The sequence below is a fragment of the Flavihumibacter rivuli genome (genome assembly GCF_018595685.2).
Classification (GTDB): Bacteria; Bacteroidota; Bacteroidia; order Chitinophagales; family Chitinophagaceae; genus Flavihumibacter; species Flavihumibacter rivuli.
In genome coordinates, this window is record NZ_CP092334.1 from 2,945,152 (window position 1) to 2,958,037 (window position 12,886).

Genomic DNA, 12,886 nt, shown 5'->3' on the forward strand with positions numbered 1-12,886 from the left:
ACCAGCGCCATGAGTAAACCTTCCTTCAGGATGTTGAGAGGCTATTCCCTGGACCCAGGATTCTCCATCCAACTAAATACAGCCCAAATCAATGAGATCACCTATGCTATAAGGTGGGAAGAGATTGGGAAAGGTCCAGTAGGCGAATATTTCGAAGTGATAGATATTGATCCCGCCAGTAATTGCTGGTATGAGCCAGTGGATCTGGACTCCATTGAGGTATTGGCCCAAAATGGCTTACCGCCTAGTGAAGGTAATCCCAAGTTTCATCAGCAATTCGTGTATACGATATCCATGAAAACCCTGGAGCACTTTGAACATAGTTTAGGAAGAAAAATACTTTGGCGACCTAGAAATTATAATCCGAAGTTAATACATGGAGGAAAAGGCGCAGAATTTGTTCGCCGGCTTAGAATTTATCCCCATGCATTCAGAGGCGCTAATGCCTACTATGACCCTGAAAAAAAAGCCATCCTATTCGGATATTTTGAAGCTCCAAAGGACAGTTATTATAATGGATTACCAGGTGGCGCCATATTTGCCTGTCTCTCGCCTGATATAGTAGCCCATGAGCTAACCCATGCCCTGCTGGATTCCATTCATCCACGTTTCATAGAGGACACTAATCCAGATGTAGGAGGTTTTCATGAAGGATTTGCAGACATTGTGGCCTTGCTCCAAAGGTTTACCATTACGAACCTAGTTGAACATCAAATAGCAGAAACCAAAGGAAACCTCAGTGAATTCTCCTACTTGGGAGAGCTCGCCACGCAATTTGGCAATGCATTGGACAATAGCAGGGGAGCCTTAAGAGGTGCTATCGGGGCGATCAATCCTAAAACCAACAAATGGGAAAGATTTAAGCCAGATCCGCTGAAATACAAAAAATCCACGGAACCACATGACCGAGGAGCCATATTAGTAGCCACTATTTTTGATGCCTTTCTAAGGCTTTATCATTGGCAAACTGCTGACCTGCTTAGAATAGCCAGTAACGGAACAGGTGTTCTGCAAAAGGGTGCCATTCATCCCGACCTCGTAAAACGACTTGCTGCAGAAGCTTGCTCTATTGCCAAACATTTGCTCTATATCTGCATTAGGGCTTTGGATTATTGTCCACCGGTTGACATTACCTACGGTGATTACTTGAGGGCACTCATTACCGCAGACCTGGACAGCTCGCCACAAGATAAAAATGGCTATAGGCTAGCCTTGATCGAGGCATTCAAAGCTTGGGGAATCTATCCGGATAGGGTAAATACCCTTTCAGTAGAAAGTCTCAAATGGGCTAAATCAGGTTTTAGGTTAGGAGAGAAAGACAATGATATGTGGCGCGAAATTGTAAATACTCTAAAACCCCAAATAAGAGAGCTGGTTGACATCGGAATCAAGGAACCAAGTGATCGGGAACTTCTATATACAAAAACCTTAGAGATACAGGCCGCATTTTATCGGCTACTTATGCAAGGCAGTTGGACAAAAGATCCCTTAGAATGGGGGAAAATCCTTCAAAACCATGGTCTTACCAATAAGACTCTTGAATTCATCTATAACGATGAGGTTATCAAGAGCAATGAGGTCCCGAAGATCCAGGTCCACAAAGTAAGACCAGCCTATCGGGTAGGAAGAGACGGTACAATTCAAGAACAGGTATTGATTACACTGGTTCAAACCTTTAGGATAACAACGGGTTCTTTATCGGGCGAGATCTTCAGGGGTGGTTGTACTGTAGTCATCAATATGTCCAAAAACTATGAAATAGAATACGTTATTCTCAAAAATATTGAAAGCAGCTACCGATTTGCGAAACAGATGAATTATCAGACAGGCAATTCCGAAGACTTCAGCTTTGCGTCAGATGACACCTATGCACAAGAACAACAGTCGCCAAAAATAAACTTCGAGAAACTACACTTCCACTCACACTAAAAGCTATTACTATGTCCCAGAAACTTAGTGTATCCATAAGAATGTACAGGGTCGGAGAACTTGGGGATTGCTTTTATCTGCAATTTAAGGAAGGACAAACACAAAGCAGGGTATTGATCGATTGTGGATCTTTTAGAAATTCAACGGCATCTAAAGAAAGATTACAAAAGATTGCTAGTCATATTACAGAAGAACTGAATGGCGAAAAGATTGATGTGGTAGTTGGTACCCATCAGCACAATGACCACTTGTCAGGCTTTGTGCATGCTAAAGAAATATTTGAGGGCAACATTGACCAGGTATGGCTATCCTGGTTAGATGATCCAAAGGATGCAGCAGCCAGGAAAATAAACAAGGAACATAAAAAAATAGTACTGGGTTTGTTGGAAGTGGTAAGCGAGTCGAAAAAGATCGGCAAAAGTAAGCAACTGAATATTGCCACAGAATTGCTTGACTTTTATGGCTTATTAGGGGCAGCCCCCGCAGTACCGGCCGAAGGCATAAAAGTATTGAAGGAAATAGGTACAAAACCCGTTAAATATCTGGAACCCGGAGACAGGTTGATCTTACCCAATCTCAACAAGAATAGCGTCAATGTTTATGTCCTGGGACCACCCAGGAATCCAGACTTGCTGTATGATATAAGCGCAAGCAGTAAGGAAAGCTATGATCACCGGCTACAACTGGCAGAAGCAGGAACAAAGCAATTGCTATCCGCAGTCAAGAATAAAATAAAGGGAATCGACCAGCCGGAGGAATCTGACTTCCCCTTTAATAAAACCTATAAGCGGATAACAAGGGAAATAGACCCTAAAGTCAGGCAACTCTATAACAATGATCCCAGCAGGCAGATTGAAGATGATTGGCTGGAGCAAGCCAATCGATTAGCTATTTATATGGATACCTATACCAACAACAGCAGTCTCGTACTAGCATTTGAGCTTGTACAGTCAGGTAAGGTATTGCTGTTTGTTGGTGATGCCCAAACCGGGAACTGGCTATCATGGAAAGAAATAAAATGGAAAGGGAAGAATGCCAAATTCAGTATCAATCAACTTCTTGAGAATACTGTATTGTATAAGGTTGGTCATCATGGAAGCCACAATGCCAGCCTTGTGGAGGCCATAGAGAAAATGTGTCATCCGGAATTGGTAGCCATGATTCCAGTGGATAGAACTGATGGCCATATCACCAAGCAAAACGGATGGCGAATGCCCGCAAAAAACTTACTGAATAAGCTTAAGGAAAAAACCAATAACAGGGTGATGGTGATGGATAAGAATGGATTTGAGGATGATTGTCAACCTACAAAAGGAAAGGGTAAATCTGGTTGGAAAATGGTAGAAGGAAAACCTAAAGTAGACAACACTAACAATTATGTAGAATATACTATATACACATAGATGGAATAAAAACTCAGCTATAAATGGAAATGTAATTTTTACCTTATTCATAAATGGGAAAAATCATTCTATCTAAACTTTTTTTAAACCAAATAAACCTTTTCTAATGAAAGAGAATCCCCAACAAGGTCAATATGAGCATGCTTTTGAAAGTCAACTTAAGATTCATTACAACGAAAAAAAGCTCAAAGCCATCAATCAGTCAATTGATGCCGTTGTTAAGCAAATCAGCAACCTAACTGGTAAAAACCAGGAGGATGTTGGCAAAAACATTAAACGTATAGAAATTAAAGGAGGGCAATCCAAAAACGAGCAGATTAATGATGTACTCGTAATATCAAGAGAAAAACCCAACCATCATGGACCACTCTCTCCTATCATTCCTCATGAATGTCATATCTCAGTGAAACTATGTAACCCCTTACCATTTGGACCCCAAGTTTGTGTGGAAGTAGAGCTTCCCTGGCCTTGTCCGGATATTGTGTTTGAACCTGGGCCATTTGAGTAACAGTAGATTCCGGGCCAAATTGCTCCCTTTTATTGAGTTCAGTTTGGCCCTAACTATTTCCAGGATGATTTTTCAACTGTTACTCAGGCACATGTTGCCCCCCTTTTGTATAGCTGAGCTACTGGTACAAGATCGGCGGTTTATTTCAGTTAGTAAATTCTCAGTTGAGAAGTAGAAAGAATATTAAAAGAAAATTGCGGATCAACTATCCTTTCCTAACATTTGCCACACACATTAGCACACCCTTAACAGCCCACCCTCAACCAACTCCGGCTCCTCCTGTTAATTGGGCATGAAAAAACTCATTCTACTATTTAGCGTTATCCTTGCCTGCCAGTTCTCCCTCCAGGCGCAGGACAAGTCCTACCAGTTGTCCACCCATATCCTCGACATTTCTAGTGGCAGTCCGGCCACGGGTGTGACCATCCGGCTGGAACGCTATGACTCACTGGCGGGGTCATGGAAAAAGATCAGTGAGCAAAAGACTGATGGGAATGGACGCATCAAGGACTTCCTTCCCACAGGGGGCAACAATGACGGCACTTATAAATTGGTCTTCCTGACCAGGGAATATTTCGAACGCAGGAAATGGGAGAGCTTCTATCCTTTTATCGAAGTGGTGTTCGCGATCCGGGGAAGCTCCCATTACCATGTTCCGCTGACACTTTCGCCGTTTGGGTATTCTACTTATAGGGGTAATTGATGGAAGGACATTAAGAGTGAAACCTATTGGCTGCGCCAATGGTTTTTTGTAACGCAAAGAGCGCGAAGAATACGCAAAGGACGCTAAGAAGGTTATGCTTTTGAGGAGTTTTTGAGGACGCAAAGTATTGGCTACGCCAATTTTCGATTTCATTTGTAAGGCACCGCGCCCGCCGAAGCGAAGCGAAGGTGGGAAGAACGCTAGAAGTTTTTTGGCTTCTCTAGTTATTCTTGCCCCTATTTAATTGGTTATGCTTGTTGATTTACTTCAACAAGCATAACCAACCAGCAATCAACTGCCCTGGAGTTTTAAGAAATTATTGCGGTACAATTTGCCGATGGGTAATTCTTTGTTGCCGATCTCCACGGTTTCCGCCGTGAAGGACTTTAACTTACTCAGGGACACGATGTAGGAACGATGCACGCGGATGAACTGGCTTTCCGACAGCATGGCCTCTACGGAGGCAATGGTTTGCCGGGTGATGATGATGTCTTTTTCGGTAAACACTTTTACATAATCCCTGTTGCTTTCAATATACAGGATATCATCCAGCAGCACTTTCTTCATCTTGCGGTCCAACCGAAGGTAAATGAAGGAATTGGCCGGCTTGCCTTCCTCAGCGGCCACGGCAGCAGCAGACTGGATTTCCTGTTGCTTTTGCGGGAAGGCTTTATTTACCGCCCTTAGGAAACGGTCAAACCGGATGGGCTTCAGTAGGTAATCGGTCACATCCAGCTCAAAGCCTTCATGTGCATATTCCTTATGTGCCGTAGTGAAGATGATCTTGGGTACCGTGTGCAGGCTTCTCACAAATTCTGTCCCGGTGAGTTGCGGCATTTTGATGTCCAGGAAAATAATGTCCACTGATTGCTCCTGCAGGAAAATGGTGGCATCAATGGCGTTGCCAAATTCACCAACCAGCTTCAGCGTGGGGACCATTTGTACATACCGCCTCACCACATCCCTTGCCATGGGTTCATCATCCACAATGATGCATTTGATCGGTAGCTGGTTTCCGTTAGGCATACACCATATTTGGGTGAATGGGCGTCAAGGCTTCCTCCTCCTGCTTATTCCTGATCCTGATCAGGTCGACCCGCAAGTCCACCACAAATACCTCTTCTTCATCCCTGATCTGCAGCTCGTATTGCTGCTTGTATAAAAGATCAAGCCGTTGCCTTACGTTATTGATGCCAATACCGGACTGGTTCCGGTCGTTCGTCTTTAGCGGCGCTTTCCCATTCATCAACTTCATCACCAGCGTGGTATCCTTCAACTCAATGGTCAGGTTGATCCAGGGATTCTCCAATATGTTGCTGGTACCATGCTTAAAACAATTCTCGACAAATGGCAGCAACAACAAAGGGGCAATATAGATATCCCCCGGGGTTTCCGGCATCAACACATGCACCTCCAGCCTGTTGCCATAGCGGATCTTTTCCAGGTTGATATATTCGTTCACCAACTGCAATTCCTGGCTTAAGGGTACCAATGGTTTTTGTCCCTCGTACAACACATACCGGAGGATATCCGAAAGCCCCATGATCATTTTAGAGCCTTTGGGGGATTCCACCTGTGTTTGCGAGTAAATATTGTTCAGTGTATTGAATAAAAAATGCGGATGCACCTGCGCGGTCAGCAGCCTCAGCTGCGATTCGGTATTCTCCTTTTGCAACTGCAGGTTACGGTGTTCCTTGTGATACCAGTGTTTGCCAAATTTCAGCATCAGCGCACTGGCGGCAATGGTAAAAGCTCCTTTGTTGGTAGCAATGACGGCCATAAAGAAGGATACCCCTTCGCTGCGTGGGGCAAGGGGCTGGTATTTGGCCGGTAATAAAAATGCCAGCAATTGCGGAAGTACCTTGCCCAAAAAATAGAGGTTCAGCGCTCCGCCGGCAAACCAGAGCACAATGATCCAGAATAGGCCCAGCAAGTATTTCTTCCTTAAAATGAACCTGGGCAGTACAAAGTAGAGTATTCCATAGGTCAGGGGAACCTGTGCCAAGACCACAAAGAAACTTTCCGTACAGGTGTAGACAGGATTCTTGAAATAGGCCATTTCCGGATAGCCGAACGGGAAGGCGGCATGCGTGAGGGTAATGTAGGGATACCAAATTCCCCAAAACAGCAGGTGTTGTTTCAGGCGAACCTTCTTGTCCTCCGAAAAAATGAACTCCTGGATCGTCATAGGTAAGTTTCTCTTCTAAATTTAAATGATAAATCACGCATTCGGAAATATTGCGACCAGAAGTATCCAAAGCACGACCAATCAATTTTGTCGCAGACCAACAGTCGGGAATGGGATGAAATAGCTGATTTCCTACAATTCATCGTGCTTAAGCAGCGGTTTGCCTTAACCGTTCTGCCCTCAGCCGCATTTCATTAAAAATGCCCCTGCCGATGAGTAGTTTTAGGCTAACCATTAAACCTAATCAAAAAATTATGAAAAAGATCAACTTGCCAAAGCTGGCCCTGATCGGGCTGCTTGCCATTTTTGCAGTCGCTAACCAGGCATGCAGGAAAGGGGTGGCAGACGAAGTGGTGGTGCTTCCTGCCAAGAACCAGTCAAGTGCGCTTCCGCATACCAAACAATACCCGGCAGAGGTGGCCACTGAATGGTTCATGCTGCTAACAGAAATCTCCAGGACCAAGCCCTATTTTTCCCCTCAATCGCTCCGCATTTTTTCTTACAGCGGCATGGCGCTTTACGAATCGGTAGTACCGGGCATGCCTTCCTACCAAAGCATGTATCACTACTTTACGGGTAACACCATAATGGTAGACAAGAAAAAAGACTATTACTGGCCAGCCGCGGCCAATGCAGCCATTGCCAGGATAGCCTCGAAGATCATGGAGAACTACCCTGCTCCCAACCTATCCGCCGTGCAGGCTTTGGAATCCACTTTCAATACCCGCTTCCAGTCGGAGGCCAGTCCGGAACGACTACAGTTCTCCAGGGAATTCGGTAGCTACGTAGCGGACCTTATTTACGAGTGGAGCAAAACCGACGGCACACTGAATGCTGATGGAAGTCTAGCGGTCTGTCCGCCGTATACACCATTGGGCGGACCGGGCAATTGGGTGCCCACACCGCCATTCTTCCTCCCTGTAGCCGGCGCCTGCCAGGGCAATCTAAATACTTATATCCCGAATATTGCCAATACCGTTTTGGCCCCTCCGCCTCCCGCCTATTCCACCGATCCCGGATCTGCTTTTTACCAGGCCGCTTTAGAAACCGCAACGTCCCGGAATAACATTAGCACCGACGAAACAAATCAATTCAACAATTGGAGGGACATCGCGCCGAATTACAACCCGCTTGCCCATATGCTGAGGATTTCTACACAGATCATGGTGAAGGAAGGACTGAACCTGGAAGACGCAGCCACCCTGTATGCCAAGCAAACCATTGCCGGCTCCGATGCCATCATCGCTGTCTTCAAATCAAAGTTTCATTATTCACTGCTCAGGCCGGTTACCTATATCAGGAATGTACTGGGCCAGGGCACCTGGAGTTCGCTGCCCAATACGCCGCAAACACCTTCCTATCCCGATGAAATGTCTGCGACGGCTTCTTCAGTCGCCATCCTGGAAAATTATTTTGGCACCAACTATTCCTTTGTGGACGACATCCATAAAGCTACCCATGGCGAGTGGACCTATACGTCCTTTGACCAGATGCTGGAAGACATTGTACAGGCCAGGGTCAGCGGCGGCACTACCTTCAGGTTTGCCGGGGATGCCGGTATCAACCAGGGACGACTGGTAGGCAATATGGTAGATCAATTGCCTTTTAAGAAATTATAAACCTTGTGGAAGGAATAAACCTCCTGTTGCACCTACCTCTTACCTGCACTAGAAAAACTGGCGATGCTTTCCTGATAATGGAAGCATCGCTTTGTTATTCCAGGTCAATAGACAGCTGCACACTTTTGAATTCGGGGATGCTGCGGAACCGGGTCTTTGCTCAACGGAGTCCCCTTCGGGCTACCGTGTACCCACATTTTCCCCTCAGCAGGGTCTCCCGCAGGGGACCCTGATGAATAGTAGGAGAGAAATTCATCAGGAGTCATTTGCGACCACGCCCGCTGGCGTGATGAGCTGTACTATCCCCCGTCGCCCCCGTTGTGTTTGATGACCAACCGGTAGTTGGAAGATGAGCATAGCTGGTGAATGTATGGATATTTCACCTCATCCATGATCGCGATGGCGATCAATCCTCAATGCCCGGATGGGTATGCGAAAATAGCTGGGTGGAAGTTCTTCGAACGCACACCAATGCGTTCTCTCCCATGCTGGCTGATGGAATAACCATCTGTCCCAAATCGGTAGCACCTTAAGCGCCGGCCGAAGCTGATACATTCAGCCATAATCGTTAACTTTAAGCTAAGGTTACCGACCGGGCTTCTTTTCCCGGCTGACAGCATCCGGGTCACCAGCCCAGCATTAGCCCCCACCTTTAGTGCCATATAAATAACGGACCATGAACAACCTGGACAATTATCTCTCCAGTCATTTTATCCACCGAAGCAATTGGTTAAGAGCAGCTGTTTTAGGTGCCAATGACGGAATCATCTCCATTGCCAGCCTGGCAATAGGTATTGCCACTGCCAGTACCACAAGGGAACCTATTGTTTTAGCGACAGTGGCAGGGTTAGTGGCAGGCGCTCTTTCAATGGCGGCGGGAGAATATGTCTCGGTTAGCTCCCAAACCGATGTAGAAAAATCCGACATAGAAAGAGAAAAAGCCGAACTCAAATCCATGCCGGAAACAGAAGTCCAACGACTTGCAGAGATCTATGAGAAAAGGGGACTTAAAAAGGAAACGGCCATGATTGTGGCAAAAGAACTGACAGAGGTAGACGCTTTGGGAGCACACGTCAGGGACGAACTGGGAATTAATGAACTAAATCAAGCCAAGCCGATACAAGCAGCAATTGCTTCAGGATCAGCATTTGTAGGCGGTGGCATAATGCCCCTTTTAGGAGCATTTTTTCTCCCCGTTCAAAATATGGAATATTACTTATACGGATTATCCCTTCTTTTTTTATCCATTCTGGGAGCAGTGGCAGCAAAGACCGGTGGTTCAAGCATTCCCAAGGCCATTCTCCGCGTAACATTTTGGGGAACAATCGCCATGGTGTTAACAGCTGTAGTAGGTTATTTATTCGGGGTTAGTTTGTAATTGACTAGGCACAACCTGTATTGCCCGGGAAAGGCATCGCGGGTAATAGGCAAAGGTGTTTGGGAATTTCCTTCATCAATGCTATACTCATCCCTCGCTCATCCTTTCCTCCTTGTATACGCTGGGTGACTTTTACGTTTTTCTAGTGCGGCTTTATATTGTGGGTATGTACAACATTAGCTACGCCAGTGGGAAACCATCTTGCATAATCCCATCTACCTATCATTGCCGGCATCGGGAGACCTAGTTGATCTATATTAAAATGTATTTCGTCCATTTCCATCAGGGTCCCCTCCGGGAGACCCTGCTGAGGTGAACCCACATCTATTTTACCCCAGCGGGGTCTCCCGAAGGGGCTACCGTGTACCCACAACTATTTATACCCCCAGCGGGGTCTCCCGAAGGGGACCCCGATGTATACAAGGCGAAATAGTTAATGCATCCAACAGCTAAGCTCATCTTCCAACTACCCGTTGGTCACCAAACACAACTGGGGCGAAGGGGGATAGTAAATCTTATCTACTAATAGGAGTTCTCTGCTAAAGTCTCGGTGAATTTCTCTCCTACCATTCATCAGGGTCCCCTCCGGGAGACCCTGCTGAGGTGAAGATGTAGGTACTCGGTAGCAATTGCGGAAGACCCCGATGGAGTATATGATAGCCAGCGCTGGGGCAGAAAGTAGCCGTATTTTGCCCTAATTTTATTTGACAGGGCTGTTTATTACCATCCTAATGAGCTGCCTGTTTCACTCATACCGGGTTCATTAAAACGCATATGCAACAGCTCACGCAGGTCATACAACAGATGATCGATATTTCCGACAGGGAGTTGGAGGACTTTCTGCATTTCTGTACCATCAAACAATTCAAACGCTCGGCCATCATCAGCAGGCCCAACATTGTCCCCAACGAGATCTTCTTTATCAACCAGGGACTGGTCAGGGTACTGATCACCGATAATGAGGGCGTGGAAAACACCATCCACTTTGCCCTCGAAAACCAGTTCATCGCCGATTATTCCGCCTTCCTGTTAAAAACCCCTTCGCCTTACCAATTGCAAACGGAAGAAGCAACCGAGGTCGTGGTGCTACCCAGGGCCGCTATTGAGTGGGGCTACCAGAACCTCCAACAAGGCGATAGGCTAGGCCGACTGATCGCCGAGTTCTACTTCATCTACCAGGACAACCGCATCAAAAACCTCTATGCCCGAACGCCCAAAGAAAGATATGACTCCATCACCGATGTCTTCCCCAACATCCACAACCGGGTACCACAGCATATGATCGCTTCTTACCTCGGCATTACCCCGGTACACCTGAGCAGGCTGAAAAAAGCCGACCGGGAAAAACCCTAAACAAATGTTATCGTTTGGGCAATAGCAACTGCTGACATTTGTCCAATGAAAGGACATCAACCATTAGTGACCTGTAGCGCAAGCGGCCTTCCGGGAATAGCGGTCAGCAACTAAGGATCATCCTATATCAACACCAATGACAAAAGCTTCTCCCCTTCTTGATCAAGAAAGGGAACCTGAAGCATTGCACCAGGGATGATTGAAAATGCTTTGCATTGCAGGTAGCGGCAAGATCTTCCTTTCATTACCTAAACCTATTCATCAATTAAAAACAGCAGTACTATGACATTGACGGCTAAAGAAAAAGCGAGGTTAAAAAGCAACTATGGGGAATGGGCCATCGTGACCGGGGCCTCATCGGGCATCGGTTTGGAACTGGCCCATCAACTGGCAGCCTCCGGCATCAACCTGATCATCAATGGCCGCCAGGAAGAACGCTTACTGCAGGCGAAAAAGCAACTCAGCCGCCATCAGGTTCAGGTGATCCCGGTGGTCGCCGACCTGGCGGAAGCCGGTGGCATAGATAAGATCATCCAGGCCTCCCGGGGCCTGCCCATTGGCTTGCTGGTCAACAATGCCGGTTTCGGGACTTCAGGGCTTTTTGTTGATGCCTCCTTGTTCACGGAGATCAATATGCTTCGGGTAAACTGTGAAGCGGTGCTGTCCCTCACCCATTATTTTGCCCAACAATTCAAACAGCAAAAAAGGGGAGGGATCATCTTCCTGAGTTCACTGGTCGCTTTCCAGGGGGTTCCCTATGCCGCCCACTATGCCGCCACCAAAGCCTATATCCAAAGCTTTGCTGAAGCGTTGGCAGTAGAGCTAAAGCCTTTTCAGGTAGATGTGCTGGCAGCAGCGCCCGGCCCTGTGGACAGCGGCTTCGCTCATCGGGCCAACATGAAGATGGGCAATTCCCTGGCACCCGAAAAAATTGGCGTTCCCATCCTCAAGGCACTTGGCAGGACCAATAATGTCGTCCCGGGCCTTCTCTCTAAAGTCCTGGTGTACAGTTTAGCTACCGTCCCGAGGTCGGCAAAAATAAAGATCATGAAAAAGGTCATGGGTGGCTTTACACAGCACCAGCGCTAGCAGCACCGAATAGGCAAATAACTGCTGGCTGGATAAACCATTCAGGGATCGTTCAATGGTGATTGATCCATTGAACGATCCTTACCATCTGTGTAACGGGTGTCCGAGGTTAATGCAATTGTCGGCCCCATGAAAGGCTTATGCTCCTTTCATTGACATTAGCAGGTCCGGGTAGTTAGGGAAAAATTGATCCAACATGAAAAGCATCAAAAGCACAGGCCTTTAACATGATGATGAAAACCTTGCAATTCAACTACCTAGATCGGTTTTCTGCCCTGGATAATCCTTAGTATAATGGCAATTAATGCAATTACCAGTAGAATATGGATAACTGCACCTGCATTAAAGGCAAAAAAACCAACTGCCCAGCCGATAATGAGTATTACGGCTACCAGATAAAGTAGATTTCCCATATTACTTGTTTTAATGGTTATGAATCAACAACTGACTATACCAAGCTACACTTCTTTAGAATGCTAACCCATGAGCAGGTTCATTGGGTGTGATGATTGTTATCACTATTGTTCTACAATTCCATTTAACACCATTGTGGTGCTCTTCAAGCGTCTCCCAATGTATATCCATCCTGCTATTCATCAGGGTCCCCTGCGGGAGACCCTGCTGAGGTGAAGATGTGGGTACACGGCAGCACTTTCAGCAGACCCTGCTGGGGTGATCGGTGTACCCATATCTATTTTAACCCCAGCGGGGTCTCC

At 46.4% G+C, this 12,886-nt stretch carries 11 protein-coding genes; 8 read left to right on the forward strand and 3 right to left on the reverse strand.

Translation table 11 applies throughout. From position 1 onward, the window contains the following. Nucleotides 1–9 precede the first annotated feature (9 nt). From KJS94_RS12515 to uraH, 4 genes are all read left to right on the forward strand, one after another. A complete protein-coding gene (locus KJS94_RS12515) occupies nucleotides 10–1,929 on the forward strand; it encodes a gluzincin family metallopeptidase (protein ID WP_214447820.1) in 1,920 nt (639 codons plus the stop codon). A gap of 11 nt (nucleotides 1,930–1,940) precedes the next feature. After that, nucleotides 1,941–3,332 carry an MBL fold metallo-hydrolase gene (locus tag KJS94_RS12520; protein WP_214447821.1) on the forward strand — a complete coding sequence of 464 codons (1,392 nt, stop codon included), beginning with the start codon at nucleotides 1,941–1,943 and terminating at the stop codon, nucleotides 3,330–3,332. Nucleotides 3,333–3,438: 106 nt separating this feature from the next. Further along, nucleotides 3,439–3,840, forward strand: a complete 402-nt coding sequence (locus tag KJS94_RS12525; RefSeq protein WP_214447822.1) for a hypothetical protein — start codon at nucleotides 3,439–3,441, stop codon at nucleotides 3,838–3,840. 292 nt (nucleotides 3,841–4,132) lie between these two features. After that, nucleotides 4,133–4,543 carry a hydroxyisourate hydrolase gene (gene uraH / locus KJS94_RS12530; protein WP_214447823.1) on the forward strand — a complete coding sequence of 137 codons (411 nt, stop codon included), beginning with the start codon at nucleotides 4,133–4,135 and terminating at the stop codon, nucleotides 4,541–4,543. A gap of 291 nt (nucleotides 4,544–4,834) precedes the next feature. Here uraH and KJS94_RS12535 read toward each other — a convergent pair whose 3' ends face one another. Then, nucleotides 4,835–5,569 carry a LytR/AlgR family response regulator transcription factor gene (locus tag KJS94_RS12535; protein WP_214447824.1) on the reverse strand — a complete coding sequence of 245 codons (735 nt, stop codon included), beginning with the start codon at nucleotides 5,567–5,569 and terminating at the stop codon, nucleotides 4,835–4,837. Then, nucleotides 5,562–6,731, reverse strand: coding sequence for a sensor histidine kinase (locus KJS94_RS12540; RefSeq protein ID WP_214447825.1), 1,170 nt, complete (start codon nucleotides 6,729–6,731; stop codon nucleotides 5,562–5,564). The genes KJS94_RS12535 and KJS94_RS12540 overlap by 8 nt, the downstream gene beginning before the upstream one ends. A gap of 254 nt (nucleotides 6,732–6,985) precedes the next feature. Here KJS94_RS12540 and KJS94_RS12545 point away from each other — a divergent pair, with 254 nt between their 5' ends. The 4 genes from KJS94_RS12545 (at nucleotide 6,986) to KJS94_RS12560 (ending at nucleotide 12,170) form a co-directional block, all read left to right on the forward strand. Continuing rightward, nucleotides 6,986–8,350 carry a vanadium-dependent haloperoxidase gene (locus tag KJS94_RS12545; protein WP_214447826.1) on the forward strand — a complete coding sequence of 455 codons (1,365 nt, stop codon included), beginning with the start codon at nucleotides 6,986–6,988 and terminating at the stop codon, nucleotides 8,348–8,350. Nucleotides 8,351–9,026: 676 nt separating this feature from the next. Then, nucleotides 9,027–9,728: a VIT1/CCC1 transporter family protein gene (locus KJS94_RS12550; protein ID WP_214447827.1), complete on the forward strand. Its 702-nt coding sequence runs from the start codon at nucleotides 9,027–9,029 to the stop codon at nucleotides 9,726–9,728. Nucleotides 9,729–10,502: 774 nt separating this feature from the next. Beyond that, nucleotides 10,503–11,081 (forward strand): Crp/Fnr family transcriptional regulator, encoded by a 579-nt coding sequence (locus KJS94_RS12555; protein ID WP_214447828.1) that lies wholly within the window; start codon nucleotides 10,503–10,505, stop codon nucleotides 11,079–11,081. Nucleotides 11,082–11,363: 282 nt separating this feature from the next. Next, complete coding sequence (locus KJS94_RS12560; protein WP_214447829.1) at nucleotides 11,364–12,170, forward strand: SDR family NAD(P)-dependent oxidoreductase; 807 nt, start codon at nucleotides 11,364–11,366, stop codon at nucleotides 12,168–12,170. 257 nt (nucleotides 12,171–12,427) lie between these two features. Here the strand turns inward: KJS94_RS12560 and KJS94_RS12565 are convergent, their stop codons facing one another. Beyond that, nucleotides 12,428–12,583 (reverse strand): lmo0937 family membrane protein, encoded by a 156-nt coding sequence (locus KJS94_RS12565; protein ID WP_214447830.1) that lies wholly within the window; start codon nucleotides 12,581–12,583, stop codon nucleotides 12,428–12,430. Nucleotides 12,584–12,886: the final 303 nt, after the last annotated feature.

Excerpts from the sequence above, each read along its gene's own strand:
- KJS94_RS12515 (WP_214447820.1), top strand. The coding sequence starts at position 10 with ATGAGTAAACCTTCCTTCAGGATGTTGAGAGGCTATTCCCTGGACCCA.
- KJS94_RS12520 (WP_214447821.1), top strand. The coding sequence starts at position 1,941 with ATGTCCCAGAAACTTAGTGTATCCATAAGAATGTACAGGGTCGGAGAA.
- KJS94_RS12525 (WP_214447822.1), top strand. The coding sequence starts at position 3,439 with ATGAAAGAGAATCCCCAACAAGGTCAATATGAGCATGCTTTTGAAAGT.
- uraH (WP_214447823.1), top strand. The coding sequence starts at position 4,133 with ATGAAAAAACTCATTCTACTATTTAGCGTTATCCTTGCCTGCCAGTTC.
- KJS94_RS12535 (WP_214447824.1), bottom strand. The coding sequence starts at position 5,569 with ATGCCTAACGGAAACCAGCTACCGATCAAATGCATCATTGTGGATGAT.
- KJS94_RS12540 (WP_214447825.1), bottom strand. The coding sequence starts at position 6,731 with ATGACGATCCAGGAGTTCATTTTTTCGGAGGACAAGAAGGTTCGCCTG.
- KJS94_RS12545 (WP_214447826.1), top strand. The coding sequence starts at position 6,986 with ATGAAAAAGATCAACTTGCCAAAGCTGGCCCTGATCGGGCTGCTTGCC.
- KJS94_RS12550 (WP_214447827.1), top strand. The coding sequence starts at position 9,027 with ATGAACAACCTGGACAATTATCTCTCCAGTCATTTTATCCACCGAAGC.
- KJS94_RS12555 (WP_214447828.1), top strand. The coding sequence starts at position 10,503 with ATGCAACAGCTCACGCAGGTCATACAACAGATGATCGATATTTCCGAC.
- KJS94_RS12560 (WP_214447829.1), top strand. The coding sequence starts at position 11,364 with ATGACATTGACGGCTAAAGAAAAAGCGAGGTTAAAAAGCAACTATGGG.
- KJS94_RS12565 (WP_214447830.1), bottom strand. The coding sequence starts at position 12,583 with ATGGGAAATCTACTTTATCTGGTAGCCGTAATACTCATTATCGGCTGG.